Below are 25,775 nucleotides of genomic sequence, written 5' to 3'. Positions count from 1 at the left end.
CGACGGGACAACGCGAGCGGAGCGACCCCGCTATGCTCCCGGGAGCGCTCCCAAGGAGGCCCTCATGCGCCGAGTCGCGGCACTCTGCCTGACCCTGATGCTCACCGCCTGCTCGGGCGGCTCCCCCGACCCGGCGCCGCCGTCGGAGGGCCCGCAGGCCGGGTCCCATTGCGCCGACGCCGCGGACCGCGGCAAGCGGGTCGGGTTCGCCACCCCGGCGGGCACCCGGCTGGCGGGCGTCGAGCTCGGGACCGGTTCGAAGGGCATCGTGCTCGCTCACCAGAACGGCTCGAACCTGTGCGAGTGGCTGCCGTTCGGCCAACGCCTCGCCACCCTCGGGTATCGGGTGCTCGCGTTCGACTTCGGCGGCGACGGCGACTCCGGCCCGCACCAGGGCGACGACCGCCTGGACGACGACGTAGTGGCCGCGGCCACCCACCTGCGCACGAGCGGGGTCGCCGACGTGGTGCTGATGGGCGCCTCAAAGGGCGCGGCCGCGTCGCTCGCCGCCGCCGTCACGCTGACCCCCAAGCCGGTAGCGGTCGTGTCGCTGTCGGCGCCGGTGGTGTTCGGCGGTGTCTCGGCCGAGGACGCGGTGCCGCGCCTCGCCTCGCCTGCACTCTTTCTGGCCGCCGAGAACGACCACCCGTTCGCCGACGCCGCGCAGCAGTTCGATGCGGCTGCGCCGAAGGCGGTACCGCATCAGGTCTTCATCGCCATCGGCGCCGAGCACGGGACGGGTCTGCTGGCCGGAGGTCAGGCGACGAAAGTCACCGAGCTGATCGAGGCGTTCCTCAAGCAGCACGCGCCGGCGTGACGACCAGCCTGCTGCACGGCAGTCTGGCGCGCCCGGCGGCCGGTACGGAGCCACCCGGACCGCGGCATGAGCGAGTACCCCTTCGTCAGCCCTTGTCGTCGGGGGTGCGGTCCGGATGCTTCACCCAGGGACCGAGCAGCCGAGGCACGATGTCGGTCATGCTCAACGCATGTCTGTCGTGTCGATCACCATGACGGGGTTTTTGGGACTCCCCGAACCCAGGGGCGACGTTCAGGCGCTGTAGCGCAAAGGTTTCGACCGCCATGGTCGGCGCGGTCGCCGCGTAGCAGCGGGGCAGTGCGGTGCGCGGTCGGTGGTTATGGTTCGGGCATGACCACCTTTCCGGTCGATGATGTGACGCCCGCTGGCGCGCCGCTGCCGACGCGGCCGCTTGGCGGGCTGTTTCCTGATGCCCTGGCGTTCGGTGGTGACCCGGCGCTGCCGCTGCTCGAACCAGACGGTGTACACCCGCTGCTCAGCGCTGTCGCCCGGGCGTTCGCCGACCATCGGCCGCTGGTGCTGTCACCCGACGCGGTGTGGCTGACCATCGCGCACGGCGTCGCCCAGCACGTCCGGCTGCACGCCGAGCAGCTGCGCCCGCGGCTGGTCCGCCACACCGGCAAGAAGCGACTTACCGTGACCATCGACGGGGCGGTGCCGCACGACACCGCCTCATGGGCGCACACGACCGAGTTGTTCACCAAGCTGCTCGCCGCCGAGATCATCGACCCCGACCGACGCTATCGCCGGCTTTGGCCCGGAGACGTGGTGCCGATCGCTCGCGCCGATCGCTGACGAATTCGTCCGGGCCTCGGCCGGTGGTGGCCCTGTACGCCGGCCTCGTCGGCGTCGCCCAGGACCCCGACGGCGCGCTGCGGCCGGTCGCCGCGTGGCACGTGGCGCCCGCGGTCATCGAGATCGACGACGTGATCGACCGGATCGTGCGTGAGCACGACACCACCCCGGCGCAGGACGTGCCCGGTGAAGCGCCCGCCGAGGTCGTCGCGCTCTACCATCGCGGCGGCTCCGCGACCCTGTTCGGCGGCCGCTGGCGGCTGGTGCCGGCAAACGAGCGCCGCTACATCGACACCGACATCCTGGACCTGTGGACCGAGACGCTCATTGAGCTGGCCGACGGCCGGACCATCGCCTCGGCGACCGACGTGTCCACAATGATCACCTACTGGGTGCTGTGCCGGGTGGTGGAGATCGGCGAGCCCGGACGGTCCACGCCCCGGTTCCGCCTGGCCGACGATCCGGCCGATGTCCCGTTGCTCGGCACTTCCTTCGTCATGCTGCTCGACGCCGCTATGGACTCCGGCGGCAACATCGCACACCTGGAGACCGGGCGCCTCGACCAACTCGACGCAGTGGTCGGCTAAACCGCTGCTATGACCCGAACTTCTTCCATTGCCCTTCGGAGACCACCTCGACCGAGCCGTCGACGACCTTGATGGCCGTCTGTTCGTCGATGGCGTAGGCCGGGACACCGATTTCGGCGGCCCACCGCTCGGCGTCGGCCAGGGTGTTTGTTGGAAAAGCGTCCAGGTGCGGAAAGATCGAGAAGTCGACGACTCCCAGGGTGCGGTCGTCCGGCGCGGACGGCCACTCGACGAAGTACGTTCCGATCCGGGGCGTCATCACCATGCTTCCGGCACTCACTCCCACCCAGACCGTGTCGGGCAGCGATGGCAGCAGATCGGCCAGCCCAGACTCCCGCATCCAGTGGCACAGGTACGTCGCGTCTCCGCCGTCGACCAGGAGAACGTCGGCATCCCGGACCCAGGGGCCCCATCGCTCCGCGCCGATGGTGGGCAGTGCGGTGAGCTCGAGGACACCGAGCGACGCCCAACCCAGGCCGGACAGGTACTGAAACACGGGCTCGGCGGCTACGAAGCCCCGCACCGATTTCGGACCGCACATCGGGTGACCCCACTGTGCTGTCGGGACGCAGAGGGCGTGGCACTCGGCGATCGGCTTGCCGAGGAGCTGCACGAGCGCCGAGTGGATGCTTGGGTTCGTGACGCCGCCTGACGTAAGCAAGAGCTTCAAGGTGCCTCCAGATTCGCGCGCGGAGGGTGGATGTGCCTGAAGACCTGGGACCGTGCTGGAACTCATCGTAGGTCGAGCAACCTCTTCAGAGGTCCCTCAGGTCGCCGGGTGCGATTGCCACTAATCCTCCACCCCGTCCTACCCGCACAGCACGTGCACCGTAGGCACACCTCCGGCAGCATCGACTTCCACAACGACGGTTGGATGTTCCGCGTCCGCAGCGTGGCCGCAATCCTCTGCGCGCCAACGACTTCCTGTCACCCGTCATCGTGATGACCAGGCGTGTCCGGCACAGCCGGACACGCCTGCAACCCTCGGTCTACTTTTTCAGGTCGAAGTAGCTAGCACGGAGCGGCCCTGGTCACAGGTTGTACACGAGCCGGCCCCGGGGCGGCAGTACCCCGAAGGGGGAACCGGCGCTTCCACTCGACGGTGATGTGGTCGCGGCGGCCCGCTGGGAGTGTTGGCGCCGTGATTTCCAATAGACGAAAGCACCAGCTCGCGGCCATGCTGTGCACCGCGGTCATCGGCCTTGCCGGGTGCTCCGGCAAGGGCGCGGCGAACGCGGGGGCGTCGCCGACGCCGTCCCTGTCCGATGCGCAGATTCAGGCCGTCGTCAACGAACTGGTCCAATGCATTCGTGAGAACGGTGCTCCGGGCATGCCGGACGTACGGGTCGAGAACGGCAAGGTCATCCAGCCGGACGAGAACTCGGTCGACGAGACGACCAAGCAGAACGCCAAGTCGGCGATGGATGCGTGCGCCTCCATCCGCGACCGGCTGCCACCGTCGGTGTTCCAACAGGGCCAGGCGAATGGCGGTGGGCCCGGGCCGCAGGACGTGCCGGCGCTGCGCAAGTTCGGCGAGTGCATGCGCCAGAACGGGGTGCCGGAGTGGCCCGACCCGAAGGCCGACGGCTCGTTCCCGTCCGGGAGCGTCCTGGAGACCGAGGGCAAGTCGCCGCGCATCGTCGCCGGCTTCGAAGCCTGCCGGCAGTACTACGACGGCGGTTTCCGGACGTCGTCATGAGCGGACGCAGCAGAGCCCGGCGGGTGGGGATGGCCGCGGCGGTGTCCGCGCTCGGCGTGGCGGCCGTCGGCGCCGGCGCGGCGGTGCTCGGCCGGCCGCATCCGGCGGCACCGGTGGCGCAGGTGAGCACGAACACCGCGGCCGTGACGCGTGGGCCGGTGGCCGAGCGCACGCGGTTCACCGGCACGCTCGGCTTCGACGGCGCTTACCAGGTCGCGCACCAGGGCGAGCCCGGGATCGTGACGGCGATGGCCGAGGCCGGCACGACGCTCGCCCGCGGTGGGATCGTCTACGCGGTCGCGAACCACCCGGTCCGGCTGCTCTACGGGGCGGTGCCGGCGTACCGCGACCTGGCCGCCGGGGTGACCAACGGCCCCGACGTCAGGGAGCTGGAGGAGAACCTCGTCGCGCTCGGCATGGACCCGGGTCGGCAGATCGTGGTCGACGAGAAGTTCACGGCGGCGACCGCGGCGGCGATCCGGCGGTGGCAGACGAGCTGGGGGCTGCCGGCGGCGCAGCGTACCGGCCGGCTGCCGCAGGGGTCGGTGGTATTCGCGCCGGGTCCGCTGCGCATCGCACAGGTCCAGGCGCCGATGGGGGCCGCGGCCGCACCGGGCCAGCCGGTGCTCTCCGCGACCTCGACCAACCGGGTGGTCACCTCGGAGATCCCGGTCGCGCGGCAGTCGCAGGTACACGTCGGCGACCAGGTGCAGGTCACCGTGACCGGGCTCGGCGGGCCGGCCACCGGGACCGTCGTGCGCATCGGGCGCACGGCCACCGCCCAGCAGTCCGGCCAGCAACAGCAGGGCGGCGGGAACGGCCCGCTGACCGTGACGATCACGATCCAGGTCAGCCTGCCCGCCGTCACCGCGGAGCTCGACCAGGCCCCGGTCGCGGTGCTGATCACCGCCGCCAGCAAGCGGGACGTCCTGCAGGTGCCGGTGGTGGCCCTGCTGCCCCGCACCGGCGGCGGGTACCAGGTCCGGCTGCCGGACAACACGCTCGTTGAGGTGAAGCCGGGACTGTTCGACGAGGTCACCGGCCGGATCGAGGTCACCGGCGATCTCACCGCCGGCCAGCTCGTGCAGGTGCCGGTCTCATGACCGCTGTGCTGGAGCTCGACGCCGTGCACAAGGTGTACCCGGGTACCCCACCGGTCGCCTCCGTCGCGGGCATCACGCTGACCGTCCACAGTGGAGAGCTGGTGTCCGTGGTCGGCCCCTCCGGGTCGGGCAAGACGACCCTGCTGAACCTCGCGGCGGGCCTCGACCGGCCCAGCTCCGGCTCGGTACGCATCGCCGGGCAGGCCATCGAGGGCCTGTCGGACCGGCAGGTGTCGGGGCTGCGGGCGCACCGCCTGGGTGTGGTGTTCCAGCAGTTCTTCCTGCTGGAACACCTCACCGCGCTGGACAACGTGGCCACCGGGCTGCTCTATCGGGGGGTACCGGCTGCCGAGCGACGCCGGGCGGCCGGCGCGGCGCTGGAACGGGTCGGGCTGCGCCACCGGGCCGGGCACCGCGCCCGGCAGCTGTCCGGTGGGGAGCGTCAACGGGTGGCGATCGCCCGGGCCCTGGTCGGCCGCCCGGCGGTGGTACTCGCCGACGAGCCGACCGGGAACCTCGACAGTGCGACCGGCGCCGGCATCCTCGCGCTGCTGCGCGAACTCAACGCCGCCGGCACCACGATCGTCGTCATCACCCACGACCCGGGCGTGGCCGCGGCCACCCACCGGCGCATCGAGCTGCGCGACGGCGTGGTCGTCCACGACACCGGAGGCGGCTCATGAGCGACGTGGCGCAGCGGTCCCGGGTGCGGGCCTCCGACCTGCTCCCGGTCGGCACCGTCGGGCTGCGCAGCCGGCGGGTCCGGGCCGCGCTGTCGATGCTCGGCGTCGCCGTCGGCATCGCCGCGGTCGTCGCGGTGCTCGGCATCACCCGTTCGAGCCAGGCCGACCTGCTTGCCCGGATCGACCGGCTCGGCACCAACCTGCTCACCGTCGCCAACGGCCGCACCTTCGGCGGCGGGCAGGAGGTACCGCTGCCGCCGACCGCGGCCGCCACCATCGCGCGGGTCGACGGCGTCCTCGGCACCGCGCCCACCGCGGCCCTGCCGGGCGTCACCGCCACCCGCTCGGACCTGATCCAGGCGCAGCGCGGCGGCGGCGCGTCGGTCCGCGCGACCGACCCGACACTGCTGCCCACGCTCGACGGTCACCTGGTCAGCGGCGTCTTCCTCAACGAGGCGACGATGCGGTACCCGACCGCCGTGCTCGGCTACCGGGCCGCGGAGACGCTCGGCATCGCGGACCTCACCGGCGATCCGCGCATCGCGATCAACGGGCGCACGTACGCCGTCATCGGCATCCTCGAGCACCTCGAGCTGGCGCCGGAGATCGACGGCTCCGTTCTGATCGGCTTTCCGGCGGCCGCGGCCCAGTTCGACTACGACGGGCACCCGACGCGGATCTACGTGCGGGCGCAGACCGACCGCACGGTCGAGGTACGTGGCCTGCTCGCGCGGGCGACCAGCCCGACGGCGCCGGAACAGGTGGACGTCAGCCGCCCGTCGGAGACGCTCACCGCTCGGCTGGCCGCGGCCGACGCCGGTACCGCGCTGTTCCTGGGCCTCGGGGCGGTCGCGCTGTTCGTCGGCGGCATCGGCATCGCCAACGTCATGGTGATCTCGGTGCTCGAACGGCGCGGCGAGATCGGCCTGCGCCGAGCCCTGGGGGCGACCCGGGCGCACGTCGCCGTGCAGTTCCTCATCGAGTCGGTGCTGCTCGGCGCCGCCGGTGGGCTGCTCGGCCTGCTCGCCGGCGCGGCGATCACGCGCGGCCTCGCGTACCAGCGGGGCTGGCAACCGCTGATCCCGCCGGAGGCGATAGGCCTCGCGCTGGCCGGCGCGGTCGTCATCGGCGCGCTGGCCGGGCTCTACCCGGCCGTGCGCGCCGCCCGGCTCGCACCTACCGACGCGCTGCGCAGCACGTAATGTGGACTGGCGATGACACACCTCGGGCTGCGAGCCAAGATGGCCGCGTCGTACGTGCTGGTGACCGCCGCCGCCGTCGCGGTCGTGGAGATCGTCGTGCTGGTACTCGTGATGCCCGGGCTGCTGGGCGGTACCTCGTCCGCCGACCGGTCGGTGATCGTGTTCGTCACCGCGAAGGGCTACGCCGACCGGGTCGGCGAGGCGGTGCAACGGCTGGGCCACCTGCCCGGGCCCGCCGAGCTGCAACTCGGCGAGGAGGGGCTGCGGCTGGCCCCCGGCGAGGCGATGGTCACCCCGGACCGCAGCGCCGTGCGGATCCCCTACACGCCGAGCGCCCAGGACGCCGCGCGGCCGATGTCGCTCGCGCTGCTGCTCGACAATGACCGGCGGATCGTGGACAGCTCCTACCCCGCGCGCTACCCGGTCGGCCAGCCCTACGGCGGTGCCGGTGTCGCCGACCTTCCGGCCGACACGAGCGAAAAGCTCCTGAGCCTCGGCAAGGGCGGCGCCGAACGGACCAAGACCGCCGGAGGCGCCATCCTCTGGGCCGCCGTACCGATCGCTGCCACAGCGAAGCAATCGACCGATATGATCGGCCTGCTGTACGTGCAGGTGCCGGACGACCCCGCGCTGCCCACGCTCGTCAAGACTCCCGACCGGCATTCCGACGTCTGGAACAACGTCGCTGCGCAGTTCGGCGTCGGGCTGCTGGTCCTGCTGGCCGCGCTGCCGGTCGGCGCGGTCTTCGGCCTGTACTCGACCCGGCGGCTCATCGGCCGGCTCCGACGGCTCGCGGCCAGCACCGTGGCCGTCGCCGACGGCGACTACCAGCACCGCGTCCCGGTGTCCGGCTCCGACGAGGTGACCCAGCTGGAGACCAACTTCAACCGGATGGCGGCCCGGCTCGCCGAGGCGATCGCCGCCGAGCGGCAGCTGGCCAGCGCCGGCGAGCGCGCCCGCATCGCCCGCGAGCTGCACGACTCGATCTCGCAAGACCTCTTCTCGCTGCGGCTGCTGGCCGGCGGGCTGCGCCGGGCACTGCCCGCGGACTCGCCGCTGTACCCGCGGGTCGAGGCGATGGAGCACACCGCGACCAGCACGATGCACGAGATGCAGGCCCTGCTGCTGGAACTGCGCCCGGTCGCCCTGCAGGACGCCGGGCTCATCCCGGCCCTGCAGGAACTGTGCCAGGCGTACCGCGACCGTATCGGCGTCGCCGTCGACGCCGACCTGGAGCCGGTCGACCTGCAGCCCGCGGTCGAGCACGCCGTCCTGCGGGTGATCCAGGAGGCCCTGGCCAACGCGGTCAAGCACGCCCACCCCAACCGCATCGCGCTGCGGGTACGCCCCGACGACCTGCAGGTCGAGGTGTCCGTCAGCGACGACGGCAGCGGCTTCGACCCCCTCCACGCGGCGGGCCGGCACGGCATGGGCCTCGACCTCATGCGCGAGCGGGTCGCCGAGCTCGGCGGAATCTTCCACCTCGAGTCCACACCCGGCACCGGCACCACGATCCGGGTCCTGCTCCCGCGAGGATGGCCGACATGATCCGGGTGCTGATCGTCGATGATCATAAAGTGGTACGGCAGGGACTGCGTTACCTGCTCGAGCAGGAGGACGGCATCGAGGTCGTCGGCGAGTGCGCCGACGGTGCCAGCGCACTCCAGGCCGTGCGCAGCCTAGAGCCGACCGTCGTCCTGCTCGACCTGTTCCTGCCCGGCCTCGCCCCGGGCGAGAACGGGCTCAGCGTGCTCACACACATCAAACGCGACCGGCCGGCGACCGAGGTGCTCATGCTCACCTCGTCGAACGCCGATGAGCACCTGCTGGCCGCGGTACGGGCCGGCGCGCTCGCATACCTGCCCAAGACCGCGGGCGTCGACCAGGTTGTCGCCTCGGTCCGCGCGGCCGCCCGCGGCGAGAGCCTCCTCGAACCGAGGATCGCCGCCCGGCTGGTCCGGGAGATACGCGAGGGTACCACCCGGCGCGGCCGGCTCGACCAGCTCTCGCCCCGCGAGGTGGAGGTGCTCGGCGTACTCGCCCGCGGCCGGTCCAACCGGGAGATCGCCCGCACGCTCGCCATCAGCGAGGAGACCGTGAAGGCCCACGTGTCGAGCATCCTGGCCAAACTGCAACTGGCCGACCGGACGCAGGCCGCCATCTTCGGCCTCCAGCAACGCCTGGTACCGCTGGACGACGCCCTGAACGAGACCGACTCGTCGCCCGGCGGCGAATGAGCGCGACCGGCTACAGGTCGTACAGGAGCCGGCCGGTCAGCGGATCCTGGCCGTAGCGGTGGCACAGCTCCGCGAGCACGTCCTCGTGGGCGAGGCCGACGTTCATGACCGTGTCGTTGCCGGCGTAATAGATCACGATCGTGCCGTCGGGACGGCGCGTGAGGCCGCAGGAGAAGACGACGTTCGGCTCGTGCACGTAGTCGGTGTCGCCGACGCGGCAGTCGGCTCGCGACGCCGGCTCCACCGAATAAACCCACGTCCTGGCGGATCGCCGCCGACCGGCGGCGATCCGCGGCTGCCATCGCTTGCAGCTGACGTACGGCCATCCGTTGCCAGCTGGACCAACATCGAGGTCCATCCCAGCCAACTCCTGGGCGTTGGCCGCGAAGTAGTCCATCATGACGCCCACGTCGCAGACGGTATCGCGGACACGGGCGCGCCCGAAGACGACACCGAGCAGGACGGGCACATGGCCCATCCCCGGCTCGCAAGTCCCCGATGAGCAGGACTCTCAAGACACCCCGTTCTCGTTCCCGTTACGACGTCGAAGGGCCAGACGCGGCATCAACCAAAAGTCACCGGCAAGATCAGGTGCGCACACATCGGCAATGACAGGAAGCCTCCGCCACATCGGGATGGCTACCGTCCGTATCGATCACTAGGACGCAGGCCTTGCGCGCCACCGCGGCAGAGGTGGAATGGACTGCCCGGCTCGTCCAACGCTGTCGGGCGGTTGCGGTGCTCAGCGCTGGGGCTGTCGATCTCGCGCCATTGGCCGTCTGGCGTCAGTTGGTAGCGGCGGGGCGGTTTCATGCACCGTTGCGTTATTCCACGTCGTCCTGGCGTCGACGGTGTAGGTCTTGTTGAGGTTGGCCTCGGTGTCGGTCGTGGGCGGCCGCGACGAAGAGCAGCGCTCGTCTCGGCCCTGGTCGATCACGCGGGGCAGCGCATCAGTTCGTCGACTGCGATGCGCGCGGATGACGGGCAGCCCTTAGTAAAACCGTAGAAGGGGCCGAAGTCGCGGGTGGAGGCGAAGCCGATCACGTAGAGACCCGTCAGTGATGTTTCGAAGCCCTCGGTCAGGTCGGGGAAACCATCTGTCGTGCTCACCTGGTGCGAGACGCTGCGCAGGTAGGGGATGCGAGACAGATCTGCCTTGTAGCCGCATGCGAAGATCACATGGTCCGCGATCAACGTGGTCTGGTCGGAGAGCTGAAGTCGCACATCTTGATCACCGGGCGTCACGTCGATGACTGCGCAGTGGGGATGGCTGGTGACAACGTCCGTGGCGAGGCGTGGGACGAGCCAGGGCTCGAGGGTGAGGCGGCCAGCTCGCCAGAATTCGCCGGCGATCCTCTGTTGTTCCTCGGCGGAGAGCCGGCGCCACCATCCTCGCTGTGCCAGCGTTTGATCGATGTATGGGTCCATGAAGGCCCAGCTGACCTTGGCGAACTCCGGATTGGGATGGCGATGCACCATGTGTACCTGCTCGGCGTGCCGGTCGCACAGCAGTGCTGCCCACTCGTAGGCGCTCTGCCGCCCTCCGACAATGGCGACACGGGCGGCGGCGAGATCCTCGAAGGTGACGAGTTCGCTGGTATGTGATCGGAGTGTCGGCGGTACGTCCTCGTGCCAGTGCGGGAGGTTGGCGAAGTAGCACATGCCCGGGACGGCAATAACCTTCTCCGCTGTGATTGTCGAGCCGTCGTCCAGGTGTGCGAGAAAGATCCCGCTCGGTTTGGTGAGGTCGGTGACCATCCGTTCGTCGACTTCGAGCGACGTGCGCTGACGGAACCACTCGGCGTAGTCGATGAAGATAGCGATCGGAATTGGGTCGAAGTCCTCGGGTCGCATCCCTCGGTCCTCGAAGAAGGCATTGAAGGTGTAGTTGCCGCCTGCGTCGAGGTGCCAGTCAGGACCCGAGCGCAAAAACATGTCAGCCGGCATCTGCTCACGCCAGAAGGCCATCGAGTGGCCGACGATGTGAGTGTCGATTCCGTTGTCACGAGCAAAGGCGGCGGCCGAGTACGCGTACGGCCCCGCACCGATTACCAGGAGTTCTGTCCGCTTCGGCATGGGTCCTCCGGTCAACGGCGGATTAGAACGAGTCTCAGGCCGCCCTCGAAACCTCCCGAAAGATCTGATACTTCGAGGCTACCTCGAGCCCTGTGCCTGCCAACAAAGCCGTCCGCGCAGGTCAGGCGGTATGTTCGTACTCGCGTAGCACACCGCCGAGGCGGTCACGTCGATGGACGTTCACGTGGGCGAGTCGGTGTGGATCGCTGATCGGCTCGGGCAGCGGCGCGAGTGGTCGGGCGTTGGCGATGCCCTGGTGCGACCCGCGCTCGTTGTAGAAGACCTCGAACTCACGCAACGCGTGCAGCAGATGGCGCCGGTTCCAGATCAGGGTACGGTCGAGCAGCTCGCGCCGGCAGGTCCGCAGGCTCAGTCCGGCAGGAACGCCAGGCGCCACGGCACGTCGAGGTGCCTCGCCACGGTCGTCACGGACACGAGCCCGTCGCCCCCGCCGGACGGGTCGGCCGCCCCGTGCCGGGTCAGCGCCCGCCGCGGCGCGCGTTAGTCCAGCGACAGCATCACCTTGCGTAGCAGTCCGTTGAGCTGCACCAAGTCGTCGTGCGAGAGTGCACCGAGCAGTTGCTGGTCGCGCGCCAGGGCCTCGAAGATGTACTTGCTCCAGGCCGCGCGGCCGTCTGCGGTTGGCCGGATGATCACTCGCCGCCGGTCGGTCGCGTCCACCTCGCGATGCACGAGCCCAGCGGCCACCAGCCTGTCGAGTCGGCTAGTCATTGCAGCCCGGGTCACGTGGGTCGCCTCGGCCAGTTGCGCCGGGCTCGCCTCGGTCGGGTATGGCTGGACCATCAGCGCGTGCAGCGTCCTGTAGTCCTCCATCGTGAAATCTTCGGCATCTGCGAACGCCACTGCGTCCGCCCGCCGCAGATACCGCAGGATCTGACTTATCCGGACCAACGCGCCCTCCACCTCCGGCACGAACGCGGGGTCGTCCTTCCAGAACGCCGCCCAGCGTGCCACGTGGTGGTCGACGTCGTCCCTTGCCTCCGTCATACCGCTATTCTGCCATCATCTGATTATAAGATTGTGAATAGTTAGACAGTGAACTAACGTCCGGTCCATGACACGGATCTCCGACTTCCGCCTGCTCGCCACCGGCCAGACCCTCTCCTGGATCGGCAACGGCTTCCAGACGGTGGCGCTCGCCGTCGCCGTCGTCCAGGCGGGAGGCGGCGCCCGCGATCTCGGCCTGGTCATGGCCTGCTCAGTCACAGCCATGCTGGCCTGCACGCTGTTCGGCGGCGTCTGGGCCGACCGGTTGCAACCGCAGCGCGTCATGGTCGTGTCCGACCTGGTCCGCCTGCTCGGCGCGGCGGCGATGGCAGTCATGTTCGCCGTAGATGACTACCACCTGCTTCTGCTCTGCGCGCTCGCCACGATCTCGGCGGGCGCCGGCAGTTTCTTCAGCCCGGCGATGATCTCACTCAAGCCGCTACTCGTCCCGGTCGACAAGCGGCAAGCGGCGAACGCGACGCTCAGCATGCTCCAGACCGGCAGTTCGGTGGCAGGCCCCGCGCTCGGCGGTCTTACGGTCGCCGCCCTCGGCGCACCGGCCGGATTCGCCGTCAACGCAGCCAGCTTCCTCGCCTCGATGGCCGCGGCGCTGCTGCTACGCGTGCGCGCCGAGCGCGGCCCGCGCGCGTCGATGCTCCGCGAGCTCGCCGACGGATGGCGCGAGGTCAGCAGCCGCGACTGGCTGGTCGGCGGCCTTTTCGGCGCCACGGTCTACCACATCGCCAACGGCGTCATCCTCGTCCTGGTCCAAGTGGTCGCCATCGAACGCCTCGGCGGCGCCGCGGCCGCCGGCTTTGTCGCCTCGGCCGAAGGCCTCGGCGGGGTGATCGGCGCGGCCGTCGCGATGCGCCTCAAGCCCAAGCGCCTGCTACGGGCCGGCTGGCTCACCCTGATGCTGATGCCGCTATGGGCGCTGGCGTATGTCTGGCCCGCCCAGCTCACCGCTGTGCTGGCCGGTGCGATCATCGGCTACGCCGGCCTGATCTACTTCGATGTCGCCTGGGAGACCGCCATCCAGGACAACGTGCCGCACCGCGCCCTCGGACGCGTGGGCTCGTGGGACACCCTGACCTCGTTCATCGCCATGCCTGCCGGCAACGTACTGGCGGGACCGCTTTCACAAGCGTATGGCACTGACCGGGTCCTCACGGTGTGCGCGGGAGTCCTCCTCACGTCTGCCTTGTCCCAGCTATTCATCCCCGGCTCCCGGCGGCTCACCCGAGCGACACCCGAGCAGACCGAGCCGCCGACTCCCCTTCCGACCGGAATAGCCACATCAACAAAAGCCTGACAGAACAGAGCTTCGCCTTGGTCTGTGTTGCCACCTTGATCAGCTGCGCGCTCATGGCCGCGATCCGCGCTCCACGCATCGTGGTGGCCCAGCAGCTGCTCGGCGTGCGGATCTGCCGAACAGCGGATGCGGGAACTGATCAATGCCTCAGGTCGGTATCCGGCTTCCGTCCAGGCCGCGGGATAACGCCGAATGGGGCCGCCCCGACGGGCGGCCCCATTCTGTCAAGCGGTCGGTCAGGCCTTGGGCACCTTGGTCACGAACTCGGTCGTGTAGCCCTTCGTCACATCGATCGACGCCTTGTTGCTCGCGACGTCCGGGTTGCCGGCGGCGAGGACCTCGACGACGTTGCGAGCGCCGTCGGCGTCGATCACGCCGTCGGGAGTGAACCCTTCCTTGGTCTCCTTGATCGAGGCAACGTACAGCTGCTGGTTGCTACCGGCGTAGTCGGCCGGCATCTTGGCGGCGATCTCCTCCGCCGAGTGGCCGGCGATGAACTGCAGCGTTTTGACGAACGCGTTGGCCAGCTTCTGGGACTCCCGCGGGTGTGCCTTGACCCACTCGCAGGGCATGTACAGCGAGCTTGCCGGGTAAAGGCCGCCGAGCGCCTGCTTGGTGCTGTCCACTGTGGACAGGTCGACCAGCGTGGTCGCGGTCTTCTTGTCCAGCAGGGTGGTCGACGTGGGCGGCGTCGTGATGCCGGCGGTGATGCCGCCGTTCTCGATCGAGGCGATGAACGTGGAGCCCGCGCCGGCCGCGACACCGGTGAACTCGCTCTCCTTGACACCGGCCTTCGCCATCAGGGAGTTGATCAGGGCGTTCGTGGAGGAGCCCTTGCTGGTGAACCCGACCTTCTTGCCCTTCAGGTCCGCCATCGTCTTCACCGTCGACGCCTCTTTCGACGACAGCATGACCTTCTCCAGCGGCGTGTTGGCGAACTGCACGACGCTCTGGACGCACTTGCCCTTGAGCTGCAGGGTGTAGGCGTGGTCCATGAACCCGACCACCCCCTCGAGGTGGCCGGCGAGCATCTCGTTCTCCTGGTTGACGCCGTTCTGCTCGTCGGAGAGCTCGACCTCCAGCCCCTCGGCCTTGAAGTAGTCCAGCCTCTCGGTGAGCATGGCCGGCATGTAGATCACTTTGTTGATGCCGCCGACGCCGATCCGGACCTTCGACAGCGGACCTTCGGTGTTCGGGGCGGCCGGCGGCTGAGCCGTGCTACAGGCCGCGAGACCGGCCACCAGGCCGACGGCGACGAACGTCTTCAGGACGCTTCGCATTGATGCCTTCTCCTTTGGGGTGTCGGATCCGTCGGGGGTGCCGGATCCTTGGGGGGTGGGGTGTCAGATGTGGACTGTCTCGCTGGCCGACGGTGGGCGCCAGCGCAGCAGGCGCTTCTCCAGGGCGGTGAGGAGCCACTCGGCACCGAGGGCCATGACCGTGATGATGATCATTCCCGCGTAGATGCCGGCCGCGTCGAACGTGCCCTGGGAGTGGGCGATCAGCAGGCCAAGGCCGCGCTTGGCGCCGATGACCTCGCCGACGACCGCGCCGATCAGCGCGAAGCCGAAGGCGACGTGCAGCGAGGCGAGGATCCAGGAGGTCGCGCTCGGAATGACGATGGAGGTGAGGACCTTCATCCGGCTCGCCCCGAGAATGCGGGCATTGTTGACGACGTTGCGATCGACCTCGCGGGCGCCCTGGAACGCGTTGAAGAAGACCGCGAAGAAGACCAGCACCACGGCGGTGGCGATCTTCGAGCTCAGACCGAGACCGAACCAGATGACGAACAGCGAAGCGAGCACGATCCGCGGGATGGCGTTGGCCGCCTTGATGAACGGCGCGAGCACCTCGGCGAAGAAGCGTGCCCGCCCCAGCAGGACGCCGAACACGACCCCGCCGATCGAACCGATGACGAAGCCCGCCACCGCCTCCCACAGGGTGACCCCGATGTGTTCCCAGATCGGGCCGCTGCTCGGCCCAACGGTGAACCAGTCGTACAGGCGCTGCCAGATCTGCGAGGGCTGCGAGTAGAAGAACTGGTCGATGCCCCAGCGCTGAGCGTGGTCCTTCCAGTCCAGCGGTTTGCTGAAGTGGGTGTTCCCGTCGAAGTCGACCCAGTAGCGGGCGGCGAACTCCCACGCACCCAGACCGACGGTGACGAGCAGAATCCGGACACCCCAGACCATGGCGCGACGGCGATACTGCGCGACGGCCGCCGCCCGGATCACCGCACGGTCAGCGTCGGCCTGCGACGCCTGCTCCGGGCGTCGCGGTGTTTTCGTCTCAGGCAGCACTGAGGGTCGCTCCCTTCCTTGCTCGGGCTACCTCTTCGCGCAGCGAGTCCCAGACCTCGCGGTAGATCTCGAGGAATGCCGTGGTGAGTCGGATCTCCTCGACGTCGCGAGGGCGGGGCAGGTTGACCTCGAATTCGGCCTTCATCGTGGCCGGCACGGCGGTCAGCACGACGACCCTGTCGGCGAGTGCGATCGCCTCCTCCAGGTCGTGCGTCACGAAGATCACGGCCGCACCGGTGCCGGACCACAGCCGCAGCAGTTCGTCCTGCATCAGCCCGCGCGTCTGGACGTCCAGTGCGCTGAACGGCTCGTCCATCAGCAGGATCTTCGGCTTGTTGACGAGCGTCTGCGCGAGTGCCACCCGTTTGCGCATGCCGCCGGAGAGCTGGTGCGGGTAGTACGACTCGAAACCGGCAAGGCCGACCCGCTCGACCCAGGTGGCCGCTTCGGCACGCGCGGCGGACTTGCTCACGCCGCGGAATTGAGGTCCGGCGGCGACGTTGTCCAGGACGTTCTTCCAGGGCAGGATCGCGTCCTGCTGGAACATGTAGCCGATGCCTTCCGGGATCCCCCGGACCGGCTTGCCGTACACCAGAACCTCGCCCGAGGACGCCGGGTCGAGGCCGGACACCAGCGACAGCGTGGTGGATTTGCCACACCCGGTCGGGCCGACGACCGCCACGAACTCACCGGGGCGGATGCTGATGGTGAGGTCCTGGACGGCCGTCATGATGCCGGACGAGCCGCGGAAGCGCTTGGTCGCCCCCCGCAGCTCGATCACGGGTTGGGTCACGTCTCCTCCTCATGTTGCCCGGCCGTTTCGGGACGGTTATCGCCGGGTGTTGCGCAGGAGGGTATGGAACCGATTGGGCCGCTCCTAGCCTTGAAGCCGTTGCGATCGCAAATGACGTTCTGGAGGTTTCGCGCGTTTTGCTCACCACAGATGGTGACGCTGGCCGCACGGTGTCGTACCGTGCGTGGCATGCTTCGCCCGCGCATGAGCTTCACCCGGCAGACCCTCGTGCTGCAGGTCGTCGTGATCACCGTCGTGGTCGGCCTGGGGCTGCTGGTGTTCGGCTGGCTGCTGGATCGCGAGCTGACCACCCAGTACGGTGAGCGGGCCCGCGGCGTCGCCCACTCGGTCGCCGCCGACCCGACCATCGTGGAGGCCGCGACGCGGTTCGACCCCGGCACCGGCCGGCACGACCCGGACGGCGTGGTCCAGGCGCGGGCCGAGGCCGTGCGCCAGGCCACCGGCGTGCTCTTTGTCGTGGTCACCGACCGTGACGGCCTGCGCCTGTCGCATCCGAACGCCAGCGAGGTGGGACGCCTGGTGAGCACCGACCCGTCCGAGGCACTCGCGGGACGCGACGTGGTGACGGTCCAGCGCGGCACCCTCGGCGACTCGGCCCGGGCCAAGGTGCCGCTGCGCGACCAGGCCGGTCAGGTGGTCGGCATCGTCAGCGTGGGCATCGACCTGAACGACATCGAGACGCGTTGGTGGGGCATTGTCGCGGTCGCCGGCCTGTTCGCCGTCGGCTCGTTCGCCATCGGTGCGGCGGGGGCGGCCCTGCTGACCTGGCGGCTGCGACGGCTGACCCTCGGCCTGGAGCCGCGCGAGCTGGCCGAACTCATGCAGGAACGAGAGGCGGTACTGCACGGCATCCGCGAAGGCGTGCTTGCCGTGGACGCCGCCGACCGCATATCCGTCTACAACGGTGAGGCAGAACGGCTGCTCGGCAGCCGGCCCCCGGTCGGTACCGCGCCCGCCGAGATCGACCTGCCCGCGGGCATCCGGTCGGCCCTGTCCGACGACAGCGACGCGGACAACCTCGTCATCGTCGCCGCCGATCGGGTGCTGATCGCCAACCGCCGGCAGGTGCGGCGCGACGGGCGCAACCTCGGTCGCGTACTGACGTTGCGCGACCGCACCGATCTCGAGACATTGACCAGCGATCTCGGCGCTGTCCGGGCGTTGACGGAAGGCCTGCGAGCCCAGCAGCACGAGTTCTCCAACCGGCTGCACCTGATCGCCGGGCTCTTCGAGACCGGGCACCACACGGAGGCGATGGAGTACCTGCGGATGTTGTCACCTTCGTCGGTCTCCGTGACGGACACGGACAACCACGCCATCCGCGACCCTTACCTGCGCGCGTTTCTGGCGGCCAAGACGGCCCTCGCCACGGAGAAAGGGGTGCGCCTGGACATCGGCGAGGAGAGCTGGGTGGCCGGACGTGTAACCGCCCCGGTCGACGTGATCACCATTGTGGGAAACCTGCTGGACAACGCGATCGACGCCGCCCGGCTGGGCTCGGCGCGCCCCGCGTGGGTGGAGGTCGTGCTCGCCGCCGAACGGGACACCCTCCACGTAAGCGTTGCCGACTCCGGCGACGGCATCGCCGCGTCGATGGCGCTTCGCGTCTTTGCGCAGGGCGTGTCGACCAGAGCCGGCGACAGCCGAGGGCTCGGCCTGGCCCTCTCCCGGCAGGCGGCTCGCAGTCTCGGAGGAGAGGTGTGGCTGGCTCAGCCCGGCGGCGACGGCCAGGGCGCTGTCTTCGCCGCCCGCCTGCCGGCCGTGCTGGCCGTCGCCGCGGAGGTCGAGTCATGACCATCCGCGTACTGGTCGTGGAAGACGACTTCCGGGTCGCCAACGTCCACACGGCCTTCACCCACCGAGTGCCCGGCTTCCAGGTCATCGGGACGGCCCTGACCGCGGCCGACGCGCGCCGGGCGCTCGCCGAGGAACGGCCCGACCTAATGCTGCTCGACACCTACCTGCCCGACGACTCCGGACTCGCGGTACTCGCCGAGACCGACGTGGACACGATCATGCTCACGGCGGCATCCGATCCCGCCGCGATACGCAGCGCCCTCGCGCACGGGGCGCTCAACTACCTGCTCAAGCCGTTCACGGCGGAGCAGTTCGTGGATCGCCTCACCGCGTACAGCCGATACCGCAACGCGCTCACCGCAGCGACCGGCACCCAGATCAGCCAGGAAGACATCGATCGCTCCCTGCGCCACCTGCACGCCGGCGATCGCTTGACCCCGCCCAAAGGCCAGTCGAGCGTCACCGCGCGGCTCGTGGCCGAACGGCTCAGTGCCCCGCCGCGGACACCGCGCACCGCCGCCGAGATCGCGGCCGAACTCGGCATCACACGCGCTACCGCACAGCGCTACCTCGCCGCCCTCGAGCAGGAGGGCTCAGCAACCATGAGCCTCCGCTACGGCACCACCGGCCGACCCGAGCACCTGTACCGCTGGACAGGTTCATCCGCCCCGGGCACCGACTGAGAGTCCTGCCGAGCAAACGCGGCGCCGGCCGATCAGGGCGCTACGACCTGCCACCGAGATTGCCGCACGGACCCCCGGTCAGCCGCCGGCGAGGTCGGGGAGGCGACGAGATGTCGAATGATAGTCGAAATCAAGTGATCGAGGCCGCGAACGCCACCATGGGTCAAGTCATACCGCTACATGCGTACGGCGCTCGTCCTTCTGCTCGTGGCGTTGGCGGCAGCGGTGATCTGGCAGTCGTACAGTGTGGCAACGTTCCTGCCGTCCGTCAGCGCCTACTACTACACGGCGGCCCAGCCGATCTTCGTGGGCGCCCTCATCGGGCTGGCGGCCTGCGTGATCGCGCTGCGCGGCACGAGCGCCGTCGAAGACGTCGGGCCTGGAACTCGCCAGCAAGGTCAACGCGCCCGAGACGCCCGTGGTCGGTCCGACCTTCGCCGAGCGGTTCGTGTTCAACCTGCACCTGAACTTCACCGACGGAACAGGAGAGACCCGCTACGTCCCGGTTGTTCAGCCGGGCTCGGACGTGAGGCCGGCGTCGCGGGCCAGGACGATGGCCTGGGCCCGGTCCGCGACCCGCAGCTTCGCGAAGATGTTCGACACGTGGTTGCGCACGGTCTTCTGGCTCACGCCCAGCCGCTCGGCGATCTGGGGGTTGGTGAGGTGGCGCGCGACCAGGGCCAGGATCTGCCGCTCCCGCTGGGTCAGGTCTGGGAACGGGTCGGGGGCGGCGCGGTCCAGGCCGGCGAAGTACCCCATCAGGCGGGTGGCGATGGCCGGGCCGAAGATGGCCTCGCCGTCGGCGACCGCGCGCACGGCGCGGAGGATCTCGACCCGGCGGGCGCCCTTGAGCACGTAGCCGCGGGCACCCGCGCGGACGGCGGCGAAGATCGAGTCGTCGTCGTCCGCCATGCTCAGAACCAGCACGCGGGCGTGGGGCGCGGTGGCGACGATGCGCTCGGTCGCCGCGATCCCGCCCATGCCGGGCATCGCCAGGTCCAGCAGGACCACGTCGGGGTGCGTGCGGGCGACGGCGGTCAGCGCCTCCTCGCCGGTCGCGGCCTCGCCGCAGACCTCGACCTCGGGCGCGGTGTCCAGCAGCGCGCGCAGGCCGGCCCGGAAGTGGTCGTGGTCGTCGACGACGAGCACGCGCACGGGGTCGCTCATCGCCCGGCCGCCAGGGGCAGGCGGGCGGACACGGTCGTGCCGTGCGGCGACGACGCGACGGTGAGCTCGCCGCCCAGCTCGGCGGCGCGTTCGCGCATCGAGTGCATGCCGACCCCGCCTCCTTCGTCGCGTTCCGCTGGGATCATTGTGCCGTGACCGTCGTCGGTCACGGTGACGGTCAGGGCGCCGGCGTCCAGACGGAGCCGCAGGTGTACCGCGGTCGCCCCCGCGTGCCGCCGGGCGTTCGCGAGGGCCTCGACCGCGATCCGGTACGCGGCCACCTCCGTCGCCGCCGGCAGTGCGGCCGCGGCGGGCAGCCCGGCGAGCTCCTCGGGGGCGTCGAGGGTGACGCCGGGGCCGCCGGCGGCGGGCCAGCCCGCCAGGTGCGCGCGGAGCGCCCCGACGAGGCCGAGGGTGTCCAGCGCGGGCGGGCGCAGGCCCTCCACGAGGCGGCGCACGTCGCCGACCGCGGCCTGCGCGTCGGCGACGATCTCCTCCAGCAGCCGCCGCGCGGCCTCGCCCTGCACCTCCTGCGCCGCCTCGGCGCGCATGGTGAGCCCCGCGAGCACCGGGCCGAGGCCGTCGTGCAGGTCGCGGCGCAGCCGGCGGCGCTCCTCCTCGCGCGCCACGACCAGCTGCTCGCGGGAGCGCTGCAGGTCGGCGGCGAAGCGCACCGCCTGTACGGCGACGCCGATGTGCCGGGCCAGGTCCGCCAGCAGGCGCCGGTCGCGCGGGCCGAGCGCCGCCTCGCCCGGGCGCGGGCCGAGGCGCAGCGTGCCGACCGGCTCGCCGCCGGCCACGAGCGGCAGCGTCGCCGGTGCCTCCGGGCGCTCGCCCAGCTCGTAGACGGGGCCGCCGTCGACCTCGATCCCGACGTACGACAGCTGCAACGCCTCCCGGACGGTGGCGGTGGCGGCGGCCAGGAGCGCGCCCGGGTCCGGGACCGCGGCCAGGCGCTCGCCGAGCCGGGCGAGCACGGTGTACGGGTCGTCGCGTTCGCCGTACACCAGCAGGTTCACCCGTCGCTGCAGCCGCTGCCGCAGCGCGCCGAACACGAGCGCGCCGGCCACGGCGGCGAGCACGGACGAGGCGCCGACCACGCCGACCACGAACAGGTAGGCGCCGGCCACGCATGCGGACAGGGCGACGAACACCGCGGTACGGCTGATGAGCAGGTCGATGTCGAAGAGCTGGTGGCGCAGGACGGCGACGCCGACGCCCACCGGCAGGACCGCGATCGACAGCCCGCCGGCCACGTCCCACGGCGCGCCGGCCGGTGGCCACGCCCGGTCGGGGTACCCGTCGAGGAGCCCGGCGGCCAGGCGCGCCAGCACCACGAGGGCGACCAGCCCGGCCGCGAAGGCCAGCCACCGCGCCTGCTGGCGCCGGACCCCGTCGAGGGCCCGCGTGTGTACGGCCACGAGTGCCGCGCCGGCCACGAAGGCGAGGCCGGCCGCGACCGTGAACGCCGTCTCGGCGACGGGCGCGATGTGGGCGAACGCCGCCACGCCGAGCGGGTTGGCCGGCGCCGCCGGGCGGACCTGCTCGTTGACGCCGGGCCGCAGCGCGCCGGTCACGGCGGCGGCCGCGGCCAGCCCGAGCAGCACCAGCAAGGCCGGGCGCCCGCCGCGGGGGAGCCGCCCGGCGGGGAAGTACGCGGGCAGCAGCGCGAGGCCGAGGTTCGCCGGCACCCACAGCCACGTCTGCGGCCAGGCCAGCGCCGTGACGCCGGCGACCGCCGCCTGCCCGCACGCCTCCAGCAGGGCGAAGCACAGCGCGCTGCCGAGCAGCAGCGGCCCGACCCGGTTCCCGGGCCGGCGGCGCGCGATCAGGCCGCCGACGACCGCGCAGGCGGCGACCGGCGGGAGGTACGCGACCTCGGCCGCCGGCGCGCCGTTGCGCAGCGCGAGCCCGCCGGCCGCCACGACCAGGACGAGGGTCGCGGCGGTCAGGGGCCATGCGCTGCGCTCGGCGTTCATATGCTGCGACCCTATGCGGCGCGGCGCCGGCCGGTGAGCGCGAACGCCAGCCCGGCCGCGAAGACCCACAGGCCGCCGGGGAAGAGGGCGGCGTACTGTGCCGGAAACGCCTGCGTGGCGAACACCAGCACGGCGGCGAGCGCGCTGAACCCGGCCAGCCATCGCCCGGCCGATCCGTGCCGGAACCCGCCGACCGCGACGGCGGCCGCGGCGATGCCCGCGCCGAGCCACAGCCACGAGACGGTGTTGTACACCTCGACGAGCGCCGCGATCGTGTCCGGGTCCCAGCGCTGCGGCTCGCCGAGCGCCCAGTACAGCTCGGTGCAGATGCCGCCGCCGACGAGTAGCGCCACGGCGACCAGCCCGAGCCCGGCGGCGGCGACCGCGGGGACGAGGCTGCCGACCGGCTCCTGCGCGGCCAGGTGGCGGCGCAGCCCGGCGGCGAAGACGACCAGCAGGGCGGCGGCGAGGGCACAGACGACCTGGGTCAGCCAGACGAGCCCGCGGTGCTCGGCGATGGCGGCGACGACGAGCGCGTTGTCCCGGATGCCGTCGCCGACGCCGTCGGTGAGCGTGGCGCCGATGAAGAGCCCGACGAGTCCGGTGAGGCCGCCGAGCGTCCCGGCGAGCGCCCAGCCGCGGCCGGCGGGGCGGCTGTTGATGATGGGTTCGGTCATGGCTCGGACGATCCCGCGCAGCCGCCCCGGGCCGGACCGGTCGCGGGTCCCGGCCGGACCGGGAGGATTGTCCCGGGCGGCCCGGGCGGGCTAGCGTGCCGGTGGCTGGACGACAGCCCGGCACAGCTCGAGCAGCCGCTCGTCCTCGGTGACCTGGACGCTCGACCACGAGTGGGGCGAGACGTTGAACCTCCGGTCTGCCGCGAGCTCGGCCCGGAACAGCGGCTGCAGAGCGGCCGCCGGCGCACCCGTGGCCGCCTCGGCGATCTTCGTGCGGGTCTGCGGATTCCCGTGCCAGGCGGCGGTCAGGACCGGCGCCACCCGTTCCGCGTCGCCGGTGAGCCGCCACAGCGTGAGAGCGGCGTGCGTGGGTGTCCACCAGTGCCGGCCCGGCGGCGCGTCGAGGTACGACGCGACCAGCGGCGCGGCCGGGGCGGCGGCGGAGCCCATTGCGGCGATCTCCTCGAACGCCGCGTTGGCGGCGGGGCCGTCCAACTGGGCGGTCAGCAGGGTCAGGACGTCCGGCGACCGGTCGATGCGCCACAGCGCCCCGGCCGCGGCGACGGCCAGGCGTGGATCGTCGCCCGCCGCCGCCACCCGGAGGGCGGGCAGGGCCTCCGCCGCGGCCGGGCCGACCCGGCCGAGGGTGGCCGCGGACCAGTCGCGCAGCGGCGAGGCGAGCAGGCGCGGCACGGCCGGGGCGGCGGCCGGGCCGAAGGCGCGCAGCGCGACCTGCAACGCGTACCACTCGGTGGGCGCCCGGTCGCCGGCCGCCAGAAGCGGGAAGACGGGCACGATCTCGGCGGTGATCCGGTCGGCGTGCGCGGCATAGTGGGCGAGCTTGTAGCCGGTGTCCTTCGGGCGCTGCGGCAGCCGCAGCGCGGTCAGCAGGAGCGGCAGGGCCCGTTCGTCGCGGAGCCCGGCGAGGGTCTCGATGTACGGATGCAGGCCCGGAAGATCTTGCGTGTACCTGATGGTCCACTCGGGCAGCCCGTCCCGCCACGGATGGGCGTCGATGGCGGCCAGCCGCCGGGCGATCGTCTCCGCGGCGGGTGCGGCGAGCGGGCCCCAGTGGTTCAGCATGCCGGCGGCCTGCCCGGCCAGCCGCCGTGACCGGTCGAGGAGCCCGGCGATCCGGGTCACCGCCTCGCGGTAGTCGCCACGCCAGCCCTCGATCAGCTTGTTCGCGGCGAACAGCGCGTCACCGGCAAGATCGTCGTGGGGCGAGGCGAGCAGCGGGGTGACGATCGCGATCCTCTCCGGCACGCGCGGGCCGAGCGCGTCGGTCAGGTTCTCGACCATGCGCGTGCAGTGCGGCGCACGGCGCCCCTCGTCCAGCTCCTCCCGCATCACCCGCAGCGACCCGATCAGCGTGTCCGTCTGGAAGCCGGCCGGCTCGGCGGCGGGGCCTTCCTCGGCGTAGGCACGGCCGATGAGATCCGGTACGCCGTCGAGGGGAACCCGGTGCGGGTCATTGCGGGCCACCGCGATCAGGGCGGTCAGCGCGGTGGAGGCGGGCGCGGACCGGGCCAGGCCGAGCAGGTGGCCGATCGCGTCGTCACCGAGTTCGAGGCTGCCCAGGGCGTCGAACAGCCCCCTTCGTACTCCGGCGTCGTCCTCGGTGCCGAGCAGCCCGATGAGCAGGCCGGTGAGGTCGGGAACCTTCGCGGCCACGACGATGAGCAGCTTCGGCGCCGCGGCCCGTACCGCGGGGTCGGGGTCGTCGGCGAGGCGGATCAGGGCCGGTGCCGCGGCCAGGGCGAGCGCGTTCGCCCGCGCGGCCTGGCGGAGCATCTCGGCGTCGTCCTCGTCCAGTTCGGTCTCGTCCGGCCATTCGCTGAGCTCGGCGATGCTGGCGAGCAGCTCCGCGATCCCGTCCCGGCCGGGCAGGCCGGGCGCGGTCAGAGCCTCGATGAGGTACGGCACCGCGGCAACCGTGGAGTCGTAGACGTCGCCCTGGTGGTGGACCGCGCCGTACATGGCGTCGAGGGACCGCTCGCGCACCGCCGGATCGGGATCGACAAGGCCGCGCACCCATCCCGGCACGTCCCGCGCCGAGCCGTAGGCGTGCTCCAGCGATGCCCAGTCGATGTCATCCAGTCCCGTGAACACGGGCGGAAGCCTAGACGAGCAGTCAACCCATCGCGGCGTCGAGCTGCAGCCACACGCTCCACGGCTGCGGGGACGTCCCGACGGCGGCCACGTGTACGGCGTCGCTGTCCAGCACGCGGCCGAGCAGCACCGGGACTCCGGTCGCGGCACTCGGTGACGAGGCGGTGCGGATCACCCTTCGCGGCGGCCCCGAGTGGATCCGCCGGGTGTTCGTGTTGAGGCGCGCATGGCTCGTTTCGGGATCGAGCTCGACGAGGCCGACCGGCAGTATGCCGTGGACCTGCTCCGGGAGGCGATGAGCTGCGCGACCGCGCTGACCGCCCTGCGCGTCGACGCCGCACGGGCATGCGGGGCCATCACCGCCGGTCCCGGCCGGTGGCAGGAGGCCGCCGAGGCCTACCGATACGCCGTGGAGCTGCTCCCGCTGGTGGCGATGCGCGGCCTCGACCGGGCCGACAAGGAGCGGCTGCTTGTTGTCGCAGCGGCTCGACACCGGGACGGACCTGTCGCTGCTGCAGTCGTCGCATCCCGCGCTGGCGGACGAGCTTGCCGGCATTCGCCGCGAGCGCAACCGCGACCCCGGGCCGGCCGGGTTGCACCCTCGGCCGGTGAGGCTGACAGGATGACGCCGCTGACGGCCAGGGCCCAGAGCGGAAATGCCAGCTCGGACCAGGGAACGCAGGTCACGACGAGGATCAGGACCGCGCCGGCGAGGTAGCCCAGCGGCCGG

General features: G+C 71.2%; 25 protein-coding genes. 13 read left to right on the top strand and 12 right to left on the bottom strand.

The window, feature by feature from the left end:
* Positions 1-64 precede the first annotated feature (64 nt).
* The 3 genes from ACQEVU_RS28965 (at position 65) to ACQEVU_RS28955 (ending at position 2,199) form a co-directional block, all read left to right on the top strand.
* Positions 65-817, top strand: a complete 753-nt coding sequence (locus ACQEVU_RS28965; RefSeq protein WP_433328968.1) for an alpha/beta fold hydrolase — start codon at positions 65-67, stop codon at positions 815-817.
* A gap of 297 nt (positions 818-1,114) precedes the next feature.
* On the top strand, positions 1,115-1,612 hold the full coding sequence (locus ACQEVU_RS28960; protein ID WP_433328966.1) for a DUF4419 domain-containing protein: 498 nt from the start codon (positions 1,115-1,117) through the stop codon (positions 1,610-1,612).
* A gap of 23 nt (positions 1,613-1,635) precedes the next feature.
* A complete protein-coding gene (locus ACQEVU_RS28955; protein WP_433328964.1) occupies positions 1,636-2,199 on the top strand; it encodes a hypothetical protein in 564 nt (187 codons plus the stop codon).
* A 7-nt stretch (positions 2,200-2,206) separates the two neighbouring features.
* On the opposite strand, the gene ACQEVU_RS28950 is transcribed toward ACQEVU_RS28955, so the two are convergent.
* On the bottom strand, positions 2,207-2,869 hold the full coding sequence (locus tag ACQEVU_RS28950) for a Type 1 glutamine amidotransferase-like domain-containing protein (RefSeq protein ID WP_433328962.1): 663 nt from the start codon (positions 2,867-2,869) through the stop codon (positions 2,207-2,209).
* Between the two features lie 435 nt (positions 2,870-3,304).
* Between ACQEVU_RS28950 and ACQEVU_RS28945 the strand changes: the two genes are divergently transcribed.
* From ACQEVU_RS28945 to ACQEVU_RS28920, 6 genes are read left to right on the top strand one after another with little or no spacing between them, the layout of a single operon-like run.
* On the top strand, positions 3,305-3,898 hold the full coding sequence (locus ACQEVU_RS28945; RefSeq protein ID WP_433328960.1) for a hypothetical protein: 594 nt from the start codon (positions 3,305-3,307) through the stop codon (positions 3,896-3,898).
* Positions 3,895-5,001 (top strand): peptidoglycan-binding protein, encoded by a 1,107-nt coding sequence (locus ACQEVU_RS28940; protein ID WP_433328958.1) that lies wholly within the window; start codon positions 3,895-3,897, stop codon positions 4,999-5,001. Before ACQEVU_RS28945 ends, ACQEVU_RS28940 begins: the two co-directional genes overlap by 4 nt.
* Positions 4,998-5,684 carry an ABC transporter ATP-binding protein gene (locus tag ACQEVU_RS28935; RefSeq protein ID WP_433328956.1) on the top strand — a complete coding sequence of 229 codons (687 nt, stop codon included), beginning with the start codon at positions 4,998-5,000 and terminating at the stop codon, positions 5,682-5,684. Before ACQEVU_RS28940 ends, ACQEVU_RS28935 begins: the two co-directional genes overlap by 4 nt.
* Positions 5,681-6,886 carry an ABC transporter permease gene (locus ACQEVU_RS28930; protein ID WP_433328954.1) on the top strand — a complete coding sequence of 402 codons (1,206 nt, stop codon included), beginning with the start codon at positions 5,681-5,683 and terminating at the stop codon, positions 6,884-6,886. Before ACQEVU_RS28935 ends, ACQEVU_RS28930 begins: the two co-directional genes overlap by 4 nt.
* Positions 6,887-6,898: 12 nt before the next feature.
* Positions 6,899-8,434 carry a HAMP domain-containing sensor histidine kinase gene (locus ACQEVU_RS28925; protein WP_433328952.1) on the top strand — a complete coding sequence of 512 codons (1,536 nt, stop codon included), beginning with the start codon at positions 6,899-6,901 and terminating at the stop codon, positions 8,432-8,434.
* On the top strand, positions 8,431-9,123 hold the full coding sequence (locus ACQEVU_RS28920; RefSeq protein ID WP_433328950.1) for a response regulator: 693 nt from the start codon (positions 8,431-8,433) through the stop codon (positions 9,121-9,123). Before ACQEVU_RS28925 ends, ACQEVU_RS28920 begins: the two co-directional genes overlap by 4 nt.
* A 10-nt stretch (positions 9,124-9,133) precedes the next feature.
* On the opposite strand, the gene ACQEVU_RS28915 is transcribed toward ACQEVU_RS28920, so the two are convergent.
* The 4 genes from ACQEVU_RS28915 to ACQEVU_RS28900 form a co-directional block, all read right to left on the bottom strand.
* A complete protein-coding gene (locus ACQEVU_RS28915) occupies positions 9,134-9,532 on the bottom strand; it encodes a hypothetical protein (RefSeq protein WP_433328948.1) in 399 nt (132 codons plus the stop codon).
* Between the two features lie 524 nt (positions 9,533-10,056).
* The gene (locus ACQEVU_RS28910) at positions 10,057-11,199 is read right to left on the bottom strand and encodes an NAD(P)-binding domain-containing protein (RefSeq protein ID WP_433328946.1); all 1,143 of its coding nucleotides are present in this window, start codon (positions 11,197-11,199) and stop codon (positions 10,057-10,059) included.
* A 121-nt stretch (positions 11,200-11,320) separates the two neighbouring features.
* On the bottom strand, positions 11,321-11,596 hold the full coding sequence (locus ACQEVU_RS28905) for an integrase (RefSeq protein WP_433328944.1): 276 nt from the start codon (positions 11,594-11,596) through the stop codon (positions 11,321-11,323).
* Between the two features lie 104 nt (positions 11,597-11,700).
* The gene (locus tag ACQEVU_RS28900; RefSeq protein WP_433328942.1) at positions 11,701-12,207 is read right to left on the bottom strand and encodes a MarR family winged helix-turn-helix transcriptional regulator; all 507 of its coding nucleotides are present in this window, start codon (positions 12,205-12,207) and stop codon (positions 11,701-11,703) included.
* A gap of 67 nt (positions 12,208-12,274) precedes the next feature.
* On the opposite strand from ACQEVU_RS28900, the gene ACQEVU_RS28895 reads away from it, so the two are divergent.
* Positions 12,275-13,519: an MFS transporter gene (locus ACQEVU_RS28895; protein ID WP_433328940.1), complete on the top strand. Its 1,245-nt coding sequence runs from the start codon at positions 12,275-12,277 to the stop codon at positions 13,517-13,519.
* A gap of 236 nt (positions 13,520-13,755) precedes the next feature.
* Here the strand turns inward: ACQEVU_RS28895 and ACQEVU_RS28890 are convergent, their stop codons facing one another.
* From ACQEVU_RS28890 to ACQEVU_RS28880, 3 genes are all read right to left on the bottom strand, one after another.
* Positions 13,756-14,799 carry an ABC transporter substrate-binding protein gene (locus tag ACQEVU_RS28890; RefSeq protein WP_433328938.1) on the bottom strand — a complete coding sequence of 348 codons (1,044 nt, stop codon included), beginning with the start codon at positions 14,797-14,799 and terminating at the stop codon, positions 13,756-13,758.
* 63 nt (positions 14,800-14,862) lie between these two features.
* Positions 14,863-15,708 (bottom strand): ABC transporter permease, encoded by an 846-nt coding sequence (locus tag ACQEVU_RS28885; protein ID WP_433328936.1) that lies wholly within the window; start codon positions 15,706-15,708, stop codon positions 14,863-14,865.
* 97 nt (positions 15,709-15,805) lie between these two features.
* Positions 15,806-16,609, bottom strand: coding sequence for an ABC transporter ATP-binding protein (locus tag ACQEVU_RS28880; RefSeq protein WP_433328934.1), 804 nt, complete (start codon positions 16,607-16,609; stop codon positions 15,806-15,808).
* Between the two features lie 189 nt (positions 16,610-16,798).
* Here ACQEVU_RS28880 and ACQEVU_RS28875 point away from each other — a divergent pair, with 189 nt between their 5' ends.
* Together ACQEVU_RS28875 and ACQEVU_RS28870 are read left to right on the top strand one after the other, a co-directional pair.
* Positions 16,799-18,424 (top strand): sensor histidine kinase, encoded by a 1,626-nt coding sequence (locus ACQEVU_RS28875; RefSeq protein WP_433328932.1) that lies wholly within the window; start codon positions 16,799-16,801, stop codon positions 18,422-18,424.
* Positions 18,421-19,110 carry a response regulator gene (locus ACQEVU_RS28870; RefSeq protein WP_433328930.1) on the top strand — a complete coding sequence of 230 codons (690 nt, stop codon included), beginning with the start codon at positions 18,421-18,423 and terminating at the stop codon, positions 19,108-19,110. Before ACQEVU_RS28875 ends, ACQEVU_RS28870 begins: the two co-directional genes overlap by 4 nt.
* 510 nt (positions 19,111-19,620) lie before the next feature.
* Here the strand turns inward: ACQEVU_RS28870 and ACQEVU_RS28865 are convergent.
* The 4 genes from ACQEVU_RS28865 to ACQEVU_RS28850 all read right to left on the bottom strand — a co-directional run bounded on the left by ACQEVU_RS28865 (position 19,621) and on the right by ACQEVU_RS28850 (position 25,045).
* The gene (locus tag ACQEVU_RS28865; RefSeq protein WP_433328928.1) at positions 19,621-20,277 is read right to left on the bottom strand and encodes a response regulator; all 657 of its coding nucleotides are present in this window, start codon (positions 20,275-20,277) and stop codon (positions 19,621-19,623) included.
* On the bottom strand, positions 20,274-22,256 hold the full coding sequence (locus ACQEVU_RS28860; protein ID WP_433328926.1) for a sensor histidine kinase: 1,983 nt from the start codon (positions 22,254-22,256) through the stop codon (positions 20,274-20,276). The genes ACQEVU_RS28865 and ACQEVU_RS28860 overlap by 4 nt, the downstream gene beginning before the upstream one ends.
* Before the next feature lie 11 nt (positions 22,257-22,267).
* Positions 22,268-22,933, bottom strand: coding sequence for a hypothetical protein (locus tag ACQEVU_RS28855; protein WP_433328924.1), 666 nt, complete (start codon positions 22,931-22,933; stop codon positions 22,268-22,270).
* 90 nt (positions 22,934-23,023) lie between these two features.
* Entirely contained in the window at positions 23,024-25,045 is a 2,022-nt protein-coding gene (locus ACQEVU_RS28850; protein WP_433328922.1) for a HEAT repeat domain-containing protein, read from the bottom strand.
* A gap of 470 nt (positions 25,046-25,515) precedes the next feature.
* On the opposite strand from ACQEVU_RS28850, the gene ACQEVU_RS28845 reads away from it, so the two are divergent.
* The gene (locus ACQEVU_RS28845) at positions 25,516-25,671 is read left to right on the top strand and encodes a hypothetical protein (protein WP_433328920.1); all 156 of its coding nucleotides are present in this window, start codon (positions 25,516-25,518) and stop codon (positions 25,669-25,671) included.
* Positions 25,672-25,775 lie beyond the last annotated feature (104 nt).

The organism is Dactylosporangium sp. CA-139066 (assembly GCF_050936175.1).
Lineage (GTDB): Bacteria > Actinomycetota > Actinomycetes > Mycobacteriales > Micromonosporaceae > Dactylosporangium.
The sequence above is the reverse complement of the archived record's forward strand: the minus strand, read 5'-3'. Positions and strand labels throughout refer to the sequence as shown.

What these genes read in the sequence shown, in the direction of transcription:
- ACQEVU_RS28965 (WP_433328968.1), top strand. Translation starts at nt 65, where the DNA reads ATGCGCCGAGTCGCGGCACTCTGCCTGACCCTGATGCTCACCGCCTGC.
- ACQEVU_RS28945 (WP_433328960.1), top strand. Translation starts at nt 3,305, where the DNA reads ATGTGGTCGCGGCGGCCCGCTGGGAGTGTTGGCGCCGTGATTTCCAAT.
- ACQEVU_RS28940 (WP_433328958.1), top strand. Translation starts at nt 3,895, where the DNA reads ATGAGCGGACGCAGCAGAGCCCGGCGGGTGGGGATGGCCGCGGCGGTG.
- ACQEVU_RS28935 (WP_433328956.1), top strand. Translation starts at nt 4,998, where the DNA reads ATGACCGCTGTGCTGGAGCTCGACGCCGTGCACAAGGTGTACCCGGGT.
- ACQEVU_RS28930 (WP_433328954.1), top strand. Translation starts at nt 5,681, where the DNA reads ATGAGCGACGTGGCGCAGCGGTCCCGGGTGCGGGCCTCCGACCTGCTC.
- ACQEVU_RS28925 (WP_433328952.1), top strand. Translation starts at nt 6,899, where the DNA reads ATGACACACCTCGGGCTGCGAGCCAAGATGGCCGCGTCGTACGTGCTG.
- ACQEVU_RS28920 (WP_433328950.1), top strand. Translation starts at nt 8,431, where the DNA reads ATGATCCGGGTGCTGATCGTCGATGATCATAAAGTGGTACGGCAGGGA.
- ACQEVU_RS28910 (WP_433328946.1), bottom strand. Translation starts at nt 11,199, where the DNA reads ATGCCGAAGCGGACAGAACTCCTGGTAATCGGTGCGGGGCCGTACGCG.
- ACQEVU_RS28900 (WP_433328942.1), bottom strand. Translation starts at nt 12,207, where the DNA reads ATGACGGAGGCAAGGGACGACGTCGACCACCACGTGGCACGCTGGGCG.
- ACQEVU_RS28895 (WP_433328940.1), top strand. Translation starts at nt 12,275, where the DNA reads ATGACACGGATCTCCGACTTCCGCCTGCTCGCCACCGGCCAGACCCTC.
- ACQEVU_RS28890 (WP_433328938.1), bottom strand. Translation starts at nt 14,799, where the DNA reads ATGCGAAGCGTCCTGAAGACGTTCGTCGCCGTCGGCCTGGTGGCCGGT.
- ACQEVU_RS28885 (WP_433328936.1), bottom strand. Translation starts at nt 15,708, where the DNA reads ATGGTCTGGGGTGTCCGGATTCTGCTCGTCACCGTCGGTCTGGGTGCG.
- ACQEVU_RS28875 (WP_433328932.1), top strand. Translation starts at nt 16,799, where the DNA reads ATGCTTCGCCCGCGCATGAGCTTCACCCGGCAGACCCTCGTGCTGCAG.
- ACQEVU_RS28870 (WP_433328930.1), top strand. Translation starts at nt 18,421, where the DNA reads ATGACCATCCGCGTACTGGTCGTGGAAGACGACTTCCGGGTCGCCAAC.
- ACQEVU_RS28865 (WP_433328928.1), bottom strand. Translation starts at nt 20,277, where the DNA reads ATGAGCGACCCCGTGCGCGTGCTCGTCGTCGACGACCACGACCACTTC.
- ACQEVU_RS28860 (WP_433328926.1), bottom strand. Translation starts at nt 22,256, where the DNA reads ATGAACGCCGAGCGCAGCGCATGGCCCCTGACCGCCGCGACCCTCGTC.
- ACQEVU_RS28855 (WP_433328924.1), bottom strand. Translation starts at nt 22,933, where the DNA reads ATGACCGAACCCATCATCAACAGCCGCCCCGCCGGCCGCGGCTGGGCG.